The organism is Nocardioides sp. (genome assembly GCF_030019515.1).
Classification (GTDB): domain Bacteria; phylum Actinomycetota; class Actinomycetes; order Propionibacteriales; family Nocardioidaceae; genus Nocardioides.
Genome location: NZ_JASEEQ010000014.1, coordinates 20781 through 39786 on the forward strand (window position 1 = coordinate 20781; position 19006 = coordinate 39786).

The window sequence follows — 19006 nt, forward strand, 5'->3', positions numbered from 1 at the left end:
CTGTCATGTCAAGGCCTCCGTGTACTGGCTGGACTGGACGTTCGCGCCCATCGCGAGCGGGATGATGTCGGCCTCGGTGATGTGCTGGCGGTCGAGTTCGCCGACGATGCGGCCGCCGCGCATGACGAGCACGCGGTCCGCGATCTGCTGAAGCTCTTCGATGTCCTGGGAGATCACGAGGATGGCTCCACCATCGTCGGCCAAATTGCGCACGGCGCCCAGGATCTGGTCGCGAGCACCTACGTCGACGCCCTGGCTGGGCTCATCGAGGATCAGGATCCGCGAGCCTGCGTGCATCCAGCGAGCGATCACCAGCTTCTGCTGATTCCCTCCCGACAGTGCGTTGGGCGCGATTCTGGTCGACGGCGGTACGACAGCCAGGTGGTCGACCCACCGGGCAGCAGTCTCGCGTTCGCGGCGCAGGTTCAACAGGCCCAGGACACTCCTGGTGAGCCTGGCCAACGTGATGTTCTTTGCGGCACTCAGCCCCATGAGCAGCGCGTCCTTCTTGCGGTCCTCCGGCACCAGGCCGATACCCCGCTTGATGGCGTCCGAGGGATGCCGCGGCTTGTACGTCGTGCCGAACACCTGGATGTCGCCCCGTTCGAAGGACTCGATGCCGAAGAGAACCCGCGCCAGTCGTGATCGGCCAGATCCGACCAGACCCGTCACACCGAGCACCTCGCCGGAGCTGAGGTCGAGAGTGATGTCCGACAACCCCGCGGCCTGGCCGACCCCGCGAAGCTGGAGTGCGGGCGCGCCCAGTTCCCGCGGTTCGGTGGTTCGAGCCGCGATCTCGTGGCCGATCATGGCCGTGACCATCGTGTCGACGTCGAGCTTGTCCGCACTCTGGTGGAGCACCGTCTGTCCACCGCGCATGACCGTCACGACGTCGCAGAGATCCAGCACCTCGTCCATGTGGTGGGAGATGTAGATGATTGCGGCGCCACGATCCTTCAGTCCCCGGACCACTTCGAAGAGCTGCCTGCGCTCCTTCTCACCCAAGGCGGCCGTCGGCTCGTCCATGATCAGGACGCGCGAGTCCCGGAACAGGGCCTTGGCGATCTCCAGCAGCTGCTGCTCCGCCGGCGAGAGGGCGCCGGCAAGCGTCTCCGAGGGCTTGCTCAGTCCCACGGTGCGCAGGATCTCGGTCACTGCCGAACGCTGCCGGGCCGTTGCGAGCAGGGAACCGAAGCGGGTGGCCTCCTGACCCAGGAGCACGTTGGCCACCAGATCGAGGTGCGGCGCCAGCCCCGGATCCTGATAGATGCACGCGAGACCAAGTTGGTGCGCGGACCTCGGCGTCAGCGAGGAGCCGCTCCAGGTACCCAGCGTGATGGAACCCGAGTCTGGGTCGATCGCCCCGGACAGCACCTTCACGAGGGTCGATTTGCCGGCGCCGTTCGCGCCGACAAGCCCGTGGATCTGTCCGGACGCAACCTGAATGTCGACGCCTCGAAGAGCCTGGTTGGCTCCGTAAGACTTCGTCAGTCCGGTCGCTTTCAAGACCATCGTCGTGCTCCTCTGTGACAGTTCCGGGCAGGCGGCATCACCCCCGAGAACGGGGGTGATGCGCGCCGAGATCAGTGCGCGATTAGAGGTGGCGGTTAAGGAGATCCTTCACGACCGGGAGGCCGTTCCACGCGTCGGTCCAGACGATCGGGCCCATCGGGATTACGTCGAGCCCCCACCAGGGACCACGGAATCCGGACTCGATGATTGCCGGGATGATGGCCTCGAAGTCGAGCACCCCCCGACCCAGACCGAGGTGCGAGCCGAAGAGGTTCGACCAGGTGTTGTTGTCGTTGTCATTGATGCCGACATCCCCGATGTGGCCGCTGAGCATCGCGATGAATTCCAGCTGTCCGCCCTCGAGCTGCTCGAGGGGTTGCACCTGGTTGTGGGCCATGACAGCGATCGCCTGGCCGTGGCCGAAGTCGTAGCTGATCTTGAAGTTGTCGGACCCGACGTCCAGGAGCAATTGGAGAATCTCTGAGGGCTTGACGAAGACCTGTCCGGTCTCCGGTTCCCAGACGAGCAGGACGCCCGCTTCGGCGGCCTGCTTCGCCTGACGGCTGAAGGTCGTGACGACCCGGTCCCAGACGGCGGAATAGTCTGCGTCACGCGCCAACGGCCCGAAGGAGCCGGGATCGACCCGCATGACGGGTGCACCGATGTCAGCCGCCAACGAGAGCGAGTCGTCGAAGTACTTGGTGTACGCGGCCAACACGGAATCGTCGCCGGTTGCCCACGGCATCACGTAGGGATCGGGCGCGTAACCGGCGACCTCGAGATCGTGCGACCGGACCAGGTCTACGAGCCGGGCTCGCGAGGCCTTGTCCGGGTAGCGTTCTACCGGCGCGTGATCGGAGAATCCTGCGCCGATCGAGACGCCGTCGAACCCGAAGGCGGACAGAACCTTGACGACTGTCTCAAGCGGCGCCGGACGCTCGAACCCGAAGGTGAAGCACCAGCTGCCCATGTAGACCTTGGGTGTCGTTGTCATCGTCATACTCCTAGGCGTTGAGGTGGTACGGGACCACGGACGTGTTGAATCGGTGCGAGTTGTAGATCGCGTCCTCGAGCTCGAGCGCCCGGATCCCGTCGAGGGCAGTGATCGGCGACGCCTCACTGTTGAGAACCGAGTGCGCGAAGTCCTTGAGGACCAGCGGGAAGGTGCGATTGAAGAGGGACCCCGAGTCGCCGATGTGGTTCATGTCCCCGACGAGGTCCGGGTACGCGGCCTGCCCGTCCACACCGGCGTAGGTGAGCGACATCAGCGGGAAGTCGTTCGCGATTCGGTCGGTTCCGGTGACACTGCCGAGGCCGCCGTTGGCGAACTCGAAGATTGCCGACTTGGCGAACGGGGCGGTGTAGACCCAGTCCCCGAGGGGATACTCGAACGGTTTCCCGTCGAGGATGTACGTCCCGCGGACGCTGACGATTTCACCGCACAGGAATCGCAACAGGTCGATGCTGTGGTGGAACGTGTAGCCATGGCCGCAGATGTTGATGAACGCCAGGTCGCCGAACTCGCCGGCGTCGATTCGCTGCTTCAGCTCGACGACGGTCTCCATGTAGCGGTAGTTGTAGTTGACCATGAAGGTCAGGCCGGCGTCGTCAGCGATCTGCTTGAGCTCACGCGCCTGCGACAGGTCGTCGGTTAGCGCCTTCTCGCAAAGGACGTGCTTGCCGGCGAGTAGTGCCTTCTTCGCGATCTCGTAGTGGCCTGGCTCCTTGACACACACGTCGACCGCGTCGATCTTGGCTTCGGCGAGCATCTGGTCGACGTTTCGATAAGCCTCCGCCCCAAAACTTCCCGCCACCGGAACGGTGCGCTCCTCGAAGTTGCGCTCGCGGTCCGTACACGCGACCAGCTCGATCTCGTCGAGAGTCCTGTAGCCGCTGCCGTGCAGGGCTGAGGCCGCGAGGCCGCAGCCGACAACCCCTAGTCGAAGCCTGTCGTTTTCCATGGTGTCCCTTCCTCCGCTCGTGTGCAGTAGCCCCGCGCCGCGTGACCGCGGTCACTTGGAATCGGTTCCAGAACAAAACCACGCCGTGAATCGACTTGTCAATGGCCCGGTTCGTACCACTTTCTCGCTCGGTAGAGCGGTTCTGCTGCTTCCACCGCAGCTGATTGACGGCGTGACTTCGGCCGTGTAGAACTGGAAGCGATTCCAGCCAGTTCTAGACTCAACGACCCAAGGGAACGCCATGACCACCCACCCGGCTTCGGGAGCCAACATCGACAGCCACGCGTCATCTGTGGTCGACGCGGTCACAACGCTTGAGGGTCGCCAGCTCCCCATTCGTGAAATCCGCACCATCCCAGTGCGTGTGCCCCTCGCGCGGGAGTTCAAGGGCAGCTACTACCGAATGACCCACCGCGCGACGCTGATCATCCAGGTCATCACCACTGAAGGGATCGTGGGCGAGGCGTACGTCGGCGACGAGGATGCCGCTGCGGCCGAGATCAATGCCGTTGTCCACCAGGAGATCGCGCCACGCCTGATCGGCCTGAACGCGCTGGCAACCGAGCGCTGCTGGCAGGTCGCCTATCCGGCCACATTCGACATTCTCCGCGACCGGCGGATCGGACTGGTTGCGCTTGCCGCCGTCGACACAGCGATATGGGATGCCGTTGGGAAGGCACTCGCCCAGCCTCTCTGGTTGCTCTGGGGAGGTGCTCGCGACAGCGTTCCCATGACCGCCATCGGCGGCTACTACGGTGAACCGCTGGGACCGATCGCCGAGGAGGTCGCCTACTACCGCGACGAGCTCGGTCTCGCGGGGATGAAGTTCAAGGTGGGTGGCAGGACACCTGAGATCGACGCAGCTCGGATCCGGCAGGCGCGAGATGCTGCAGGTGACGAGTTCGTTCTGTGTATCGACGCCAACCAGGGCTACTCGGTCGAGGATGCCGTCGACCTGGCCCATCGAATTGCGGACCTCGGAATCGAGTGGTTCGAGGAGCCCGTCCTATGGCACAACGACGTCAGGTCGATGCGGGACGTTCGGTATCGCGGCGGCCTGCCCGTTTGTGCCGGCCAGTCGGAGCTCTCCCCGAGCGGTTGCCGGGATCTGATGGAGGCCGGGGCGATCGACGTGTGCAACTTCGATGCGTCATGGTCCGGTGGACCTACGGCGTGGAGGAGGACGGCAGCCATCGCAGGCTCCTACGATGTTCGCATGGGGCATCACGAAGAACCCCAGGTCAGCACTCACCTCCTTGCGAGCATCCCGCACGGGACATATGCGGAGTGTTTCCATCCCGACCGGGACCCGTTCTGGTGGAGGCTGATCGCTAACCGCCCCGCCCTTGTCGATGGGCGCCTCCCGATGCAGCCGAATCCGGGTCTGGGCTGGGAGCTCGACTGGGAGTACATCAATGCTCATCGGCTGGACCGATGACGGCGCCGGCACACCTCTCGCCGGCGCCAGGTACCCGGGTCCTCGTGACTGGGGCAGCGGGCGCAATCGGACGATCGGTCGCGTTGGCATTCGCGGAAGCGGGGGCGCGGGTAGCGGTCAGCGACCTGGATGGCGAAAGATTGCGCTCGGTCGCTCGAGAGGTGCGCGCTCTTGCCGAACTGCCTGTGGATCTCCGCTCCGTCGACGACTCCGCCGGGCTCCCCGGGGCCGCTTTCACCGCGCTGGATGGACTCGACGTCGTCGCACACATGAGCGGCCTTCTCCTCCGTCGTGACGATCTTGCCGAGATCACCGCGGAGGACTGGGACGTCCAGCAAGAGGTGAATCTCAGGTCCACCTTCTTCGTTCTGCGCGCTGCTGCCGAACTCATGGCCGATCAAGGGCAGGGTGGCCGACTGATCGCTGCCACGTCGCAGGGGTGGTGGACCGGGGGTGTTGGCGGATCGGCGGTCTACGCCGCGTCGAAGGGCGGCGTCGTCTCATTGTGCCGGGGCTTGGCGCGTACCTACGGGCCTGCTGGAATCACCGTCAACACGGTCGCCCCCGGCGCGGTGCGTAGTCCCATGCTGTTGAAGGACCTGTCGGAGGACGCGCTTCAAGACATCGTGGCACACACCCCGCTCGGCCGCCTGGGCTCACCCGAGGAGATCGCCGGGCCCGTCCTCTTCCTCGCCTCGCCGCAAGCCTCGTTCATCACCGCAGCAACGATCAACGTCAGCGGCGGCTGGCTGCCCTACTGAGGCTCCGAAACTCAGGCTGGTGCTGAGTACCCTGACGATGTGCCACTGGAACCGTTTCCCAGCGCTGAAAGGAGTGCCATGTGCTTCCCGTCGATCCACTCGGGTCCAACCACGCACCTGTGTTCTCCGACCGATGCGCCAGCCCCCCGCCCGCACCCGATCCTGTCAGGGGGTGACTCGCGTGCCCGATGACCTCCCACGACAAGTCCAGGACCGGTCGTCGTCCGGACGCCCTAACCGGGCGCTCATGCGGCAGGTTGCAGACCGCGCGGGCGTCGCAATGTCGTCCGTGTCTCGCGTGCTCAACAACCATCCCGACGTCAGCGAGTCGATGCGAGCTCGGGTGATGACAGCTGTTGAGGAGTTCGGGTACGAACCGAATGCCGTTGGACAGATGCTCCGCCAGGGCGCGACGAAGACGGTCGGATTTGTCGTCGGTGACATCTCCAACCATCTCCAGGCTGAGATCGCGCTCGGCGCCGAGCTCGCACTCGAGGCTCAGGGCTACACGATGCTGTTGATGAACTCCGTCAACAATCCACAGCTGGACGCCGAACACATCAGGCTGCTGATCCGGAGACAGGTCGACGGTCTCCTGCTGTCCGTTGCCGACGAGACGCACCGGCCCACGATCGAAGCGCTTGAAGCGGGCAACACGCCCTATGTCCTGATCGATCGGGAGCTCGACGCACAGTCCCCACCGTGGGCCGTGACGTCCGATCACCGGGGCGGCATCACGAGCGCGGTAGAGGAGCTCGTGGGGCTTGGGCATCGCCGGATCGCGTTGGTCGGCGGTTCGCCACACGTGCGGCCGACACGGGAGCGGGTCGCGGCGATCGAGGAGGCCGTCGCACGCTATCCGGACGTGAGCTGCCAGGTGCGCTCTGGAGCCTTTACCGAAGGACACGGCGCAGCAGCGACCCGCGAGCTCCTGGAAGGCAAGTTGCCACCTACGGCGATCATCGCCGGTGGAAACCAGATCCTGATCGGGGTCCTGCGAGAGATCCGCGGGCGGGCCCTTGCCATTCCTCGCGACCTGTCTCTGGTGACGTGCGACAGGATCCCGCTTGCCGAGTTCCTCTCGCCTTCGCTCTCCACGATCTATCGAGATCCCGTCGCCATGGGACGAGCCGCGGCCGAGTTGCTACTCGCGCAGCTCGCTGGCCAACCGGCCCAGGTGATCACGCTGCCGGCGACGTACGAACGCGCCGGCAGCTGCTCGCCTTCGCCCGACGCCGTGGCACCGACACATCAATGAGAAGGGCACAGCCATGACTGACGAACCTGACCGCGACACGGAGCTGTTGCTGGACCTGTTGCAGCGGATGCGAGAGATCCGTCTGTTCGAAGACACCGTCAAAGAGTGGTTTTCGTCCGGGCTGGTTCGAGGAAGCACGCATCTCGGGCAAGGGCAGGAGGCTGTCTCGGTCGGCGTGACAGCCGCCTTGCAGCATGGTGACACGACGACGTGCACCTACCGGGGACACGCGACCGTGCTTGCTCAAGGCGCACCGTTGGACAAGAGCTTCGGCGAGATCCTTGGCAAGGCCGAAGGACTGTGCGGAGGCAAGGGTGGGTCGATGCATCTGACCGACTTCAGCGTCGGAGCACTCGGATCCTTCGCAATCGTCGGTGCCCACCTCCCAATCAGCGCCGGTGCAGCCTGGGCAGCGCAACTGCTAGGCACGCGAGCAGTCAGCGTTAGCTTCTTCGGTGATGGCGCCGCCAACATCGGCACCTTTCACGAGACACTCAACATGGCCTCGGTCTGGAGCCTCCCGGTCGTCTTCATCATCGAGAACAACCTGTACGGCGAGTACTCCCCCATCGCCGTGACGACCGCCAACACTGTTCTCATCGACCGCGCCCCCGGCTACGCGATGCCTGGTGTCCGCGTGGACGGCAACGACCTGATGGCCATCCGGGAAGTCGCAATGACTGCCGTCGAGCGAGCGCGCGGGGGTGAGGGCCCGACACTGATCGAGGCGATGACCTATCGCCAGTCAGGGCACTCCCGGGCAGACCCGGCGACGTACCGCCCCGAGGGTGAGCTTGACGCATGGCTTGCTCGCGATCCGATTCTGCTTCTGGAACAGCGGCTCGCCGAGGGCGGCGTCAGCGAGACGAGGTTGGCGGACGTTGCCCGAGCAGCCGCGGAGAACGTCAGGTCGGCCGCAGACCGAGCGCTCTCGTGGCCAGAGCCAGATCCGACTTCAAGGTTCGACGACATGTGGGTGAACGCATGAGCACAACAATGGAACCAACTGCTCCGGCTGCGGATGCGACCGTCTCGATCAACTATCGAAAGGTTGTTGGTCGAGCAATCGCCGACGAACTCGCGACCGATCCGACCGTGGTGTTCCTGGGTGAGGACGTTGGCGCAGCTGGCGGAGCCTTCAAGATGACCGAGGGACTTCAGGCGCGATTCGGTAAGCGCGTTCGAGACACACCCATCGCTGAGCAGGCCATCGTGGGGATGGCGGTGGGCGCCGCCATCCAGGGACTTCGTCCCGTTGCCGAGATCATGTTTGCCGACTTCGCCGGCGTCTGCTTCGACCAGATCGTGAACTCTGCTGCGAAGTACCGCTTCACGTCGGGTGGACAGACATCTGTTCCGCTCACGATCTGCATGGCAAACGGCTCCGGAGCCGGATTCGGACCGCAGCATTCGCAGATGGGCGAGAACTGGTTCCTCAACATCCCCGGTCTCAAGATCGTGACACCCGGGACGGTTGAAGACCATTACGGGCTCCTGAGGTCATCGATCCGTGATGACAACCCTGTGTTGTTCTTCACGCACAAGAACCTCTTCGCGCTGAAGGGTCGCGTGCCAGCTGAGCCGTCGGATGAGGCGCTGATCGTACTGGGCCAGGCATCAGTCGTCACGGTCGGTTCGGCCGTGACAGTCGTAGCCAACCAGCAGATGCGACACCGCGCAGTCGAGGCTGCTCAACTCCTCACCGAAGAGGGCATCGACATCGAGGTCATCGACCCGAGAACGTTGGTGCCCTTCGACATGGACACGGTGATCACATCGCTCTCGAAGACCTCACGCCTCCTCGTCGTGCAGGAGGGCCCTCCGGACGGTGGATGGGGCGCCACCCTCGTCAGTCGCGTCGCTTCCCAGCACTTTGAGTTGCTCGACGCGCCACCGACGCTGCTGGCGAGCGACAACATCTCGGTACCCTTCGCGGCCTCGATGGAGCTGGCCTCGATCCCGGACGCTGCCCGGATTGCAACAGCGGTCCGGCAGTTGGTCGCCTACTGAGTCGACCCGTTCACGATCCACGGTTCACGCAGTCGAACTCTCGGTTAGGAGAGGTCTTGTCGAGTCAACCATTACGTGTAGGCATCATCGGCGCTGGTTCCTGGGCGGTGTCGGCACACATCCCGAGTCTGGCCTCGAGGAGTGAGGTCGAGCTGTGGGGCGTGAATCGACGAGGCGCCGTCGAGCTCGAGCGAGTAGCGCAGAGGTTTGGTTTCAGGGTCGCCACCGAGGACTACCGCGAGCTGGTCGAGTCGGGCCTGGATCTCGCGGTGGTCGCCAGCCCGACCAAGTTCCACTACGAGCACGCCAAGGCCGCTCTTGAGAGTGGCGCACACGTCCTGTGCGAGAAGCCGTTCACGATCGCGCCGGTCGAGGCGTGGGACCTGGTGAACACAGCTCAGCGCCTGGACCGGCACCTCCTGGTCGCCTTCGGCTGGAACTTCACCCCGCTCGTGGAACAAGCCCACCTGGCAATCCGGGAGGCGGACCTCGGCGAGGTCGAACATGTCAGCGTCACCATGTCCTCAGCAACGCGAGGATTGCTCACCGGTGCCAGTGCATACGCCGACGCGAGCGCCGAGACCGTGCCCGATCCGGAGACGTGGACCAATCCTGCCCTTTCTGGCGGCGGATACGGACAGGCTCAGCTGTCTCATGCCCTCGCGCTCGCCCTTCACCTGACGGGGGAGAGCGTCACGTCGGCGTTAGCTCTCACCCACCGTCCGGCCAACGCCCGGGTCGAGCTTCACGACGCCTTCGCGATGCGACTGCGTGGCGGTGGGATCGCAAGCGTCTCCGGAGCCTCGTCATTCATGGGATTCGACAACAACCGGCATCACCTCGCGGTTGAGGTGGTCGCCGAACGCGGTCAATACATCGTCGACCTGTTCCAGGATCGCGTCTGTGTGTTCAACCATCGTCAGGGCCAGGTCGAACTTCCCCTACAACCTGGCGCAGGTCACTACAACGGTTCGTTGCCCAGCCAGCGACTCGTCGACCTGGCTCTCGGACTCACGAAATCCAACCCGGCATCGGGCGCGCTTGGGGCGCGGACCGTCGAAGCGCTCGATCTCGCATACCGCAGTGAGCAGTCCCGAGCACCTGAAGACTGCGTGGCGGCCCCGTGACGATCACAGAGGTTGAAGCCATCCCGATCGGCTACAACGAGCCCAACGACGCCAACAGCACGCGACACATCTTGCTGGTCAGGCTTGTAGCCGACGACGGCACCGTCGGGTGGGGCGAGGCGGTGACGATGTGGCCCGAGGCCACCGCCGCAACAGCCGCGATCGTGACTGGACTGGCACCACTCGTGGTTGGAACGAATGTCTCCGATCACACCGCGACCTGGGCAGAGATCAAGCGCCACTGCTGGTGGTACGGCGAGGGCGGCATCGCGACCTTCGCCCTCGCTGCCATCGACATCGCCCTATGGGACCTTGCGGGCAAGCTGACTGGCGCATCCTTGGTCGACATGCTCGGCGGCCCCACTCACGACGCTCTTCCGGCCCTCGTGAGCTGCCACGCGTTTCGCGCGGACCTCGACGCGATGGCCGCGGAGATGGCCGGCTGGGTTCACGGCAATCTTGCCGATGGAATCAAGGTCGCCTTCGGCAAGCGTGGCGACGCGGCCCTCGGTCTGGACCTGGACCGCGACACCAGGTTTGTCGCATCCCTCCGTCGAGAGCTTGGGCCATCACCGCGCATCATGATCGACCTTGCCGCGACCACGACATGGACCCTCGACGACGCGATCGGTCGTGCCCACGCCTTTGAGGAACTCGACGTCGACTGGATCGAGGAACCATTGGGCGCGAACGATCCAGCCGGCTACTCACAGCTGAAGGCCGCCACCTCCATCCGCATCGCATACGGCGAGCGGGAGTGGACGCCCGCCGGCATCGCACGCATCCTCCGCACGAACACCGTTGACGTGGTCGGCGTCGACCCCGGCCGGTGTGAAGGAATCACGGGGTTCCTTCAAGCGTCCGAGGATGCGGGCGCGCAGGGACGCGAGATCAATGCTCATGCATGGTCAGGAGCGATTGTCACCGCGGCCAGCCTCGCACTCTCGATCGTCACGCCGTGGTGTCGGCAACTGGAGTTCAAGCCGCTTCCGAGTTCACCCCAGGTCGAGCTGGTCACGACACCGGTGGGTCACGCTGGCGGGGTCTTCCGGGGACTGACCGGACCGGGGCTAGGCATCGAGATCGACCTCGCCGCCCTGGACCGACTCCGCATCTGAGCCGAATGCAGCCAACGCGCCGAGATCGCAACAGGTGCAGTCACCAGCGCTCGGCAGAGCGAAACGGTGGCGTTCAAGCGGGTAGATAGTCGCGTCCATCCATGGCCAGAACGGGAGTGAAGCAAGAACATCCTCCAGACTCGCTGCCGATTCAGCCTTCCACCATCCCCATGAGCCCTGGCGAGTTGGATCCCGCCAGATCCTCACGAGCGTGCCCTCCAACTGCAATTGGACGGATCGGGCCTGCTCCGCCGCCGTGAGGTCGGCGACATCGACGTCGGACAGATCTGGGACCACAAACTCAATGCGAACCAGAAACTCGCTCACTGCCGGGCGCCGAGTGCAGAGTTCGCCCCCGACCCTCTTGAATCGGCCAGTAGCGACTGACGCAACAGCACCGTCTCGGTCAGATTGTCCACGCGATCGCAGTCGTGCCATGGGCTCCACACGTACTCGGTGGCCAGCCAGCCGTCATACCCGATCTGCTCCAGCTTCGCTACCAAACCACCGAAGTCGATCACATTGGCGCTCGACGATGCCTGCAGTACGCCGGGCGCTCCACCCCGTAGCTGGACGTGCCGCACCGAGTCAAGGAGGCCGTCCACCTCGGCTGCCGTATGTCCTGAGAAGACGAAGTGGGCCGGATCGAGTGTCAGAGTCAGCCCCGGTACGGCGGCAATCAACGCACTCGCCCGCACAGGAGTGGCGACCAGACTCTCCACATGCGGCTCGACGGACAGGCGAAGTCCACGGTTCTCCGCGGCTGCGACAAGGACTTCCAGCGCGTCGACGGAACGGGAGAAGGAGGCCTCCCACTCCTCCCCCTCGTGGTGGACGCCGGGTAGAACTGTCATCCCCTGCGCATCGGTCGAGGCAGCGAAGTCAAGACACCGCATCAAGGCGTCCAGGGCCGCTGCACGGGTCAGATCCGCCGGATCATTGACGGAGCCGACGTGAAAGTCGTCGGAGATCTGGGCGAACACGTCCGCGACGACAAGACCTGCCTCACGCACAGCAGACGCCGCGCGCTCCCCGGCTGCCGCAGGGTCGGTCAGACAGTTCTCTGGCCTGACGTGACTTCTGCCCGCAAAGAACCCGAGGTCGACACCGTCGAAGCCGAGGTCGGCGATGATCCTCAACGCCTGGCGATGGTCCACCGCCGGAAAGGTGTAGTCCGCGCAGCTCAACTTCCAAGCGCTCATCTCATTCCTGCTTCTGTCCTGTTGTCCTATGAGGGTTGGCCCATCTCAGACCATGTGCACCGTGCATGCTGCTAGCGTGTCTGGAACCGATACCGGCAACGATACCAGTCAAGGACACTTCGATGGAACGAGCCTGTTTCCTCATGACGATCCTCCCCGGACGGGAGGCCGAGTACGAACGACGTCATCGTGAGATCTGGGACGAGATGGTCACCGAACTCCGTCGTTCGGGCATCACGAACTACTCACTCTTCCGGAGGGACCGAACGGTGGTCGCCTACGCAGAGTGTCACCCCGACACCGAGACAGCCTTCTCGACGATGGGGGTGACCGATGTCAACAGGCGATGGTCGGCGTGGTTCGCGGACGTGCTCGAGACGTTCACCGACAACAATGGCCAGTTGCTCTGGGCGACGGAAGTGTGGCATCTCGCATGATCGGTCGGCGCATCCCCTTGAACGAAGACGGGGATCGGTGAAGGTCATGGCTGAATCACGAACCATTGAACTTCCGCAACTGGGCGAAAGCGTCACGGAAGCGACGATCACCCGCTGGATCAAGGATGTCGGAGCTCATGTCGCAATCGGTGACGTGCTCGTGGAGGTATCGACCGACAAGGTGGACACCGAAATCTCCTCCACCGAATCCGGCGTACTAATCGCTATCGCGGCCGAGGTCGGGGCGACCATTCAGGTAGGCGAACCGCTGGCCATTGTCGACACGACTGGTGCCGAAGAGCCCCCTGGGACCCCGAACCCGGCTGACGATGAGATAGCACGTCCTGCCACAGCCCGAACGGCCGCCGGCCAGAAGGCGCTCGCACAGATTCCCAACGCCGACAGGCGCGATCTTCATGCGAGGAGCGTCACTTCAAGTGCGACGCTGGCCGGTTTTCTCTCGCCACTCGTGAAACGGCTCTCGGCAGAGCACCAACAGGATCCGACCGCAATGAAGGGCACCGGACGGGAGCACCGGGTAACAAAAGCAGACGTTCTCTCGGCAGCCGAGTCTGCGCGAGCAGGGAAGGTCGTAACGGTTGACTCGGCACAGTTGCCGACGAGGGTGGCAGCCGACGCGTGCGGCGGTGCAAGTAGCCGCGCCGAGCCGCAGCCGCTCAGCAGACTCCGCAAGTTGATCGCCCGCCGCATGGTCGAGTCACATGCAAGCTCCGCTCAACTCACCAGCGTGCTCGAGGTCGACGTCTCAGAGGTCGTTCGGCTTAGAAGCCAAGTCAGGGAGCAGTTCGCGATCAGGGAAGGGGTAGCGCTGACATTCTTGCCCTTCTTCGCGATGGCCGCGGTCGACGCGCTTCGCCAGTTCCCGGCGTTCAACGCGTCTCTCGATATGCAGGATGGATCGGTGCACTACCACCCGCAGCAACATCTGGCTGTCGCGGTTGATACAGAATGGGGCCTGGTCGCGCCAGTCATCCAAGATGCCGGTGCCTTGAGTCTCAGCGGCCTCTCGCGTGCCATCGCGGACGCCGCAGATCGTGCGCGGAACAACTCGTCTAGTCCAGACGAGTTGGTAGGGGGCACCTTCACACTGACGAACACTGGCAGTCGTGGTGCGCTTTTCGACACCCCGATCATCAACCAGCCCCAGGTAGCGATCCTCGGGACGGGGATGATTGCGAAGCGGCCCGTCGTGGTGAACGATGCGTTCGGGTCGGACCTCATCGCGATCCGATCAATGATGTATCTGAGTCTTACCTACGATCATCGGCTGATCGATGGCGCCGACGCCGCCCGATTCCTGACAGAAGTGAAGACGCGACTCGAGTCGGGGTCGATCGGACAGGAGCTCGCGCACCATCCCAGCTGATCGCGTGCCCCCGACTCGCACTATAGCGCTCAACTCGACGACCGTGAGAAGGTTCGGCGGCGAGCGACCAAATGGAGGATGTTCGCCAACCGGTCCGGACTTGCGGCACTCTGTCAAATCTGCCCGCGCATATCGCAGCTGAAACAGACCCGCGTTCCCCGGTCGCGCCAGGTGGGGCCTGCACCTCGGCGCCATCCGTAGCTCAACGGCAAGAGACCCGCGAGTGTCGAAGTCGCCGAACTGTGACCCGTTCGGGCGGGCCAGCAGGAGTCAGGTACACGTCGCCGCCTGCACCGTCAGGGGTACAACTTGTCGGTGGCCATGAAGAGGCCCCACTGGTGGCCAGGTCGAGGTCCCCCCATTCGCGTCGTGTCGTAGCCGATCCGGAGGGCCCTGCGTAATGACGGTGGCGGCGCCGACCGCGTCTGTCGCCGGGCACCACGCAGGGCCTTCCATTGAAGAACGCGAAGGAACGAATGGACCCTGCGACCAGTTCAGCCCCTTACAGCTGCAACCCGGCCTCGTGCGCAAGGCGGCCCGAGTCCCGGTCGAGATCGAGGTCCAGATCGAGGTCCAGATCGAGGTCGAGATCGAGCCATGCGCTCATCCTCGATGCCTGATTTCGACCCGATACCCACCGACCCGGCGAGATGCGCCGGTCGCGGCCGCCGCATAGGCCTGCGCATCGGTAGAGAAGGTCACGGAGACACAGGGCACCACGGCTCCGGCAGCCGGTATCAGTCGAGCATTTCCTTGGATCTGGTCAAGCAGGGTGTGTCCGTCGGTATTGACCGCGGTGAACCCGCGGCTGATCGCGCGCGACCTGCAGCCAGTTCTGGCCGGAGAGCGGCCGACTCAGACGGCGGCGACCCTGAAGGTCACCCACGTCGAGCGCAGGCCGAGCACCGCGCGGAAGGTGTCTCCGGAGACGACGACCCGGCCCCTGCTGCCGCGCAGCGCGATCGTGCGGACCCGGCCGCCCCAGTCGCCGTTGCCGTCCCGCGCGGTGACCGCGATCCGCCTCAGGTTCCCGATCGCGGGCCAGGCCTGCTCGAGGCGGGTGTCGTCGACGGTCGTGGTCCAGGTGTGCACCGGGTTGCCCGACCAGCCGTCGTACGGGTCCCGCTTGGCCGGCAGGTAGGGCACCGAGCCGGCCGAGGTCCAGCCGCCGCTGCTCGACCCGAACTGGGTGAACGCCGGCGCGCCGTCGCTGGTGAGGATCGCCCCGGCGGTGGCGTCGACGGCGCGGTTGGACGCGGGGTACTCCGCGTCGACGCCGCCGTAGACCTGGCAGGACCAGGTGTCGCAGAGCTGGTAGGCACGGGACTGCGGGTGCCGACGCTCGTACGACGCGTAGGTGCGGGCCGCCACCGCCTGGGCGCGGACCGCCTCGGCGCTCCACGACGCCGGGATCTCCAGCGGCACCACGCCCTTGAGGTAGCTCTCCAGGCCGACGTCGTTGACCGTGACCCGGTCCCCGGTGGCGCTCACCCCGACGCGGAGCCGGCCGCGGTAGGAGCGCTCGCCACTCGGGGTGACCAGCGTGACCGGGTCGCCGCCGGCGTAGAACTCGCCCTGGCCCTCGAGAGCCCGCCACCGGTGCCAGCGCCGGTCCCGGTAGGCGATGCGGTTGACCCCGTCCTTGCCGACCGCCACCCGCCAGCGCCGCGCGCCGTTGTCGGGCAGCACGGTGCGGCCCTTGCCGGCGGTGTCGCGCACGGTGAGCCCGGGCCGGGCGGCCACGATCAGGTCGTCGGTCGTGTCGGCGGTCAGCAGCACCGTGACCCGGCCCTTGCTGGTCCCCCACGCGGTGCCCGGGTAGTAGAACTTCGCGATCTGCCGGTACGTCAGGCCCTGGCGGGCGGCTCCCTCGGCGCCGTACTGCGACATCCCGTGCCCGTGCCCGTAGCCGTGGCCCCTGATCGTCACGCGCGCGGTCGGGGGCACGCTCCAGACGTCGGCCTCGGCGGCCCCGGCGGGGCCGGCCACCGTCAGGGCGCCCGCCGCCAGCATCGGGGTCGTCAGCGCCAGCGCGAGCAGGCTCGAGACGGCGCGCATCGGTGACCTCTGGGACGACTGTGACGGGTGGGAACCCAAATCGCATCACGGGCCACACCGGTTCGCAATGTGAACCAGAGAACTACAGTTATGTAATTTCGAGCAGCGTGGTGCGCAGGCCGAGGTAGGAGCGGAACGTCGACCCGGTGACGTCCACCGAGCCGTCGGTGCCGGTGACCCGCAGCAGCGTCGCGCGGCCGCCGGGCACCTCCGGGGTGCCGCGGCCGTCGCGCTCGACCACCTCGACGGACACCAGGTCGCCGAGCCCGGTCCAGTGTCGGGTGATCTCCGGGCCGGTGAACGTGCGCGCGTGCGGGTCGTCGGGGATGCCCTGGTCCTGGTCGTCGGGTGCGGCCACCAGGTAGGGGTAGCCGCCGTCGACGCTGTAGCCGCCGTTGCTGGCGGAGAACTGCGCGAAGATCGGCTCGCCGGCGTAGGTGCGGACCTCCCCCGCGGTGACCGCGACCGCGGCGTCGGAGCCGGGGTGCTCCGCGGCGGCGCCGGCGTACACCTGGCAGGCGGCGGTGTCGCAGAGGTCGTAGTCGCGGCCTGCGGCGACGTTGCCGCGCTCGAAGACGGCGTACGTGCGCGCCGCCACCGCCTGGGCCTGCACGGCCGCCGCCGGCCACAGGGCCGGGACCTCCCTGGGGACGACCCCGCGCAGGTAGGCCTCGACGCCGACCACGTTCACGACGCCCGAGGGGGTCAGCCGGAGCTGGCCGCGGTACGTCGACGCGCCCACCAGGGCGGTCGGCCGGCTGCCGAGGAAGGCGGCGTCGCCGCGCGGCCGGCGCCACTCCTGCCAGGTGCCGGCGCGGTAGGCGATCTCGGTGCGGTCGCCGGCGGGCTTGATCCGCCACCGCTTGACGACCCTGCCGTCCCGCTTGGTCGGCAGCGTCCAGGTCCGGCCGGTCGCCAGGCTGCGGGCCTTGAGGCCGGACCCCGCGAGCACGACCAGGGAGCGGGTCGGCGCCTCGGTCAGCAGCACCCGGATGGTGCCTCCGGCGCTGCCCGGGGACGTCCCGGGGTAGTAGTGGTCGAGGATCTGGCCGTAGGTCTGGTGCGCGTTCGCGCGGTTGCGGGCGCCGTACTGCGAGAGGCCCTTGCCGTGGCCGTTGCCCCACGTGGAGATGGTGACGCTGGCCGGCTCCCGCTGGACCGGCACCCGCTCGGACCGCTCGGCGTACGCCGGCGCGACCGGCGCGGCGAGGGCGGCGGCGGTCAGCAGGACGGCGAGCCGTCGGATCATGAGTCCCCCCGAGAGTTGTCGGCCTAGGCGCGGTGCAGGCGGCGAGCGGCCTCGGCGATCGAGCCGCTCATCGATGGGTACACCGTAAAGGCCTGGGCAAGCTGGTCGGCGGTCAACGACTCGGCCACCGCGATCGCGACCGGGTGGATCAGCTCGCTGGCCCGCGGGCCGACGACCACGCCCCCGACGATGGTGCGGGTGCCGGGCCGGCACAGCAGCTTGACGAAGCCGTCGCGGACGCCCTGCATCTTCGCCCGGGGGTTGCCCGACATCGGCAGCATCACCACCTCGGCCAGGATCTCGCCCGCCTCCACGGCGCGCTGCGACCAGCCCACGGTCGCGATCTCGGGAGCCGTGAAGACGTTGGACGACACGGTCTTGAGGTCGAGGGGCTGCACGGCGTCACCGAGGAAGTGCCACATCGCGATCCGGCCCTGCATGGCGGCGACGCTGGCCAGCATCAGCACGCCGGTGCAGTCCCCGGCCGAGTAGATGCCGCGGGCCGACGTACGGGAGACCCGGTCCACCTTGACGAAGCCGCCGTCGTTGAGGACCACCCCGGCCTCCTCCAAGCCCAGGCCCGCCGTGTTCGGCACCGACCCGAGCGCGAGGATGCAGTGCGAGCCCTCGACGGTGCGACCGTCGGTCAGGGTGACCGTGACCCGGTCGCCGTCACGCGACACCGACTCCATGCGCGAGCGGGCCAGGACGTTCATGCCGCGCCGCGTGAGGACGTCCTCGAGGACCTTCGCGGCCTCGGCGTCCTCACCGGGGAGCACGTGCTCGCGGGAGGAGACGAGCGTGACGGGGATCCCGAGGTTGAGGTAGGCGCTGGCGAACTCGGCGCCGGTGACGCCGGAGCCGATCACGATCAGCTCGGTGGGGACCTCGGTGAGGTCGTAGACCTGCTCCCAGGTGAGGATCCGCTCGCCGTCGGGCTGCGCGGTCGGCAGCGTGCGCGGCGCCGCTCCCGTGGCCAGCAGCACCGCGTCGGCCTCGAGGACCTGCTCGGTGCCGTCGGCGAGCCGGGCCAGCACCCGGTCGGGACCGACCAGGCTGCCGCGACCGCGGAGGACGGTGACGCCGTCTCGGTCCAGCCGCCGCCCGATGTCGGCGGACTGGGCGGCGGCCAGCCGCTTGACCCGCGCGTTGACCGTGGCGAGGTCGACCCGGATCGAGGTCGCCGCGTCCCCCTCGGCGTCGAGGAAGTTCACGCCGAGCTCGGCGGCGTCGGCGAGGTCGCTCATCACCTCCGCGGTCGCGATCAGGGTCTTGCTCGGCACGCAGTCGGTGAGCACGGCCGAGCCGCCGACCCCGTCGGTGTCGACGATGGTGACCTGGGCACCGAGCTGGGCCGCGACGTGGGCGGCCTCGTAGCCGCCGGGGCCGCCGCCGATGATCACGACGCGCTGGCTCACAGTCGATCCTTTCGTCTCACGGGGTCTCGACACGTCGGACCGCCCACTGCTCGACCTGGCCGAGCCCACG

Annotated in this window: 17 protein-coding genes; 9 read left to right on the forward strand and 8 right to left on the reverse strand. The window is 66.3% G+C overall.

Annotated features, from left to right (window positions below; all coding sequences use genetic code 11):
* Positions 1-3 precede the first annotated feature (3 nt).
* The 3 genes from QMC84_RS17950 to QMC84_RS17960 all read right to left on the reverse strand — a co-directional run bounded on the left by QMC84_RS17950 (position 4) and on the right by QMC84_RS17960 (position 3473).
* The gene (locus QMC84_RS17950) at positions 4-1512 is read right to left on the reverse strand and encodes a sugar ABC transporter ATP-binding protein (RefSeq protein ID WP_300377072.1); all 1509 of its coding nucleotides are present in this window, start codon (positions 1510-1512) and stop codon (positions 4-6) included.
* Positions 1513-1594: 82 nt separating this feature from the next.
* Positions 1595-2506 carry a sugar phosphate isomerase/epimerase family protein gene (locus QMC84_RS17955; RefSeq protein WP_300377074.1) on the reverse strand — a complete coding sequence of 304 codons (912 nt, stop codon included), beginning with the start codon at positions 2504-2506 and terminating at the stop codon, positions 1595-1597.
* A gap of 10 nt (positions 2507-2516) precedes the next feature.
* Entirely contained in the window at positions 2517-3473 is a 957-nt protein-coding gene (locus tag QMC84_RS17960; RefSeq protein ID WP_300377076.1) for a Gfo/Idh/MocA family oxidoreductase, read from the reverse strand.
* A gap of 241 nt (positions 3474-3714) precedes the next feature.
* Here QMC84_RS17960 and QMC84_RS17965 point away from each other — a divergent pair, with 241 nt between their 5' ends.
* The 7 genes from QMC84_RS17965 to QMC84_RS17995 all read left to right on the forward strand — a co-directional run bounded on the left by QMC84_RS17965 (position 3715) and on the right by QMC84_RS17995 (position 11185).
* Positions 3715-4911 (forward strand): mandelate racemase/muconate lactonizing enzyme family protein, encoded by a 1197-nt coding sequence (locus tag QMC84_RS17965; protein WP_300377078.1) that lies wholly within the window; start codon positions 3715-3717, stop codon positions 4909-4911.
* Complete coding sequence (locus QMC84_RS17970; RefSeq protein WP_300377080.1) at positions 4908-5672, forward strand: SDR family oxidoreductase; 765 nt, start codon at positions 4908-4910, stop codon at positions 5670-5672. The genes QMC84_RS17965 and QMC84_RS17970 overlap by 4 nt, the downstream gene beginning before the upstream one ends.
* 247 nt (positions 5673-5919) lie before the next feature.
* Positions 5920-6930, forward strand: a complete 1011-nt coding sequence (locus QMC84_RS17975) for a LacI family DNA-binding transcriptional regulator (protein WP_300377082.1) — start codon at positions 5920-5922, stop codon at positions 6928-6930.
* Between the two features lie 13 nt (positions 6931-6943).
* A complete protein-coding gene (locus QMC84_RS17980; RefSeq protein WP_300377084.1) occupies positions 6944-7918 on the forward strand; it encodes a thiamine pyrophosphate-dependent dehydrogenase E1 component subunit alpha in 975 nt (324 codons plus the stop codon).
* Positions 7915-8940 carry a transketolase C-terminal domain-containing protein gene (locus QMC84_RS17985; protein WP_300377086.1) on the forward strand — a complete coding sequence of 342 codons (1026 nt, stop codon included), beginning with the start codon at positions 7915-7917 and terminating at the stop codon, positions 8938-8940. Before QMC84_RS17980 ends, QMC84_RS17985 begins: the two co-directional genes overlap by 4 nt.
* 56 nt (positions 8941-8996) lie before the next feature.
* The gene (locus QMC84_RS17990; RefSeq protein ID WP_300377088.1) at positions 8997-10067 is read left to right on the forward strand and encodes a Gfo/Idh/MocA family oxidoreductase; all 1071 of its coding nucleotides are present in this window, start codon (positions 8997-8999) and stop codon (positions 10065-10067) included.
* Positions 10064-11185, forward strand: coding sequence for a mandelate racemase/muconate lactonizing enzyme family protein (locus tag QMC84_RS17995; RefSeq protein WP_300377090.1), 1122 nt, complete (start codon positions 10064-10066; stop codon positions 11183-11185). Before QMC84_RS17990 ends, QMC84_RS17995 begins: the two co-directional genes overlap by 4 nt.
* Here the strand turns inward: QMC84_RS17995 and QMC84_RS18000 are convergent.
* Both QMC84_RS18000 and QMC84_RS18005 read right to left on the reverse strand, forming a co-directional pair.
* Positions 11138-11512: a muconolactone Delta-isomerase family protein gene (locus QMC84_RS18000; protein WP_300377092.1), complete on the reverse strand. Its 375-nt coding sequence runs from the start codon at positions 11510-11512 to the stop codon at positions 11138-11140. The genes QMC84_RS17995 and QMC84_RS18000 overlap by 48 nt on opposite strands.
* Positions 11509-12387, reverse strand: coding sequence for a sugar phosphate isomerase/epimerase (locus tag QMC84_RS18005; RefSeq protein WP_300377094.1), 879 nt, complete (start codon positions 12385-12387; stop codon positions 11509-11511). The genes QMC84_RS18000 and QMC84_RS18005 overlap by 4 nt, the downstream gene beginning before the upstream one ends.
* A gap of 122 nt (positions 12388-12509) precedes the next feature.
* On the opposite strand from QMC84_RS18005, the gene QMC84_RS18010 reads away from it, so the two are divergent.
* Both QMC84_RS18010 and sucB read left to right on the forward strand, forming a co-directional pair.
* Positions 12510-12824, forward strand: coding sequence for an L-rhamnose mutarotase (locus QMC84_RS18010; protein WP_300377096.1), 315 nt, complete (start codon positions 12510-12512; stop codon positions 12822-12824).
* A gap of 46 nt (positions 12825-12870) precedes the next feature.
* Positions 12871-14211: a 2-oxoglutarate dehydrogenase, E2 component, dihydrolipoamide succinyltransferase gene (gene sucB, locus QMC84_RS18015; protein ID WP_300377288.1), complete on the forward strand. Its 1341-nt coding sequence runs from the start codon at positions 12871-12873 to the stop codon at positions 14209-14211.
* Positions 14212-15066: 855 nt separating this feature from the next.
* Here sucB and QMC84_RS18020 read toward each other — a convergent pair.
* From QMC84_RS18020 to QMC84_RS18030, 3 genes are all read right to left on the reverse strand, one after another.
* The gene (locus QMC84_RS18020) at positions 15067-16269 is read right to left on the reverse strand and encodes a SpoIID/LytB domain-containing protein (RefSeq protein ID WP_300377097.1); all 1203 of its coding nucleotides are present in this window, start codon (positions 16267-16269) and stop codon (positions 15067-15069) included.
* 88 nt (positions 16270-16357) lie between these two features.
* Positions 16358-17518 (reverse strand): SpoIID/LytB domain-containing protein, encoded by a 1161-nt coding sequence (locus QMC84_RS18025; protein ID WP_300377099.1) that lies wholly within the window; start codon positions 17516-17518, stop codon positions 16358-16360.
* Between the two features lie 23 nt (positions 17519-17541).
* Complete coding sequence (locus QMC84_RS18030; RefSeq protein ID WP_300377101.1) at positions 17542-18936, reverse strand: NAD(P)H-quinone dehydrogenase; 1395 nt, start codon at positions 18934-18936, stop codon at positions 17542-17544.
* Between the last annotated feature and the right edge of the window lie 70 nt (positions 18937-19006).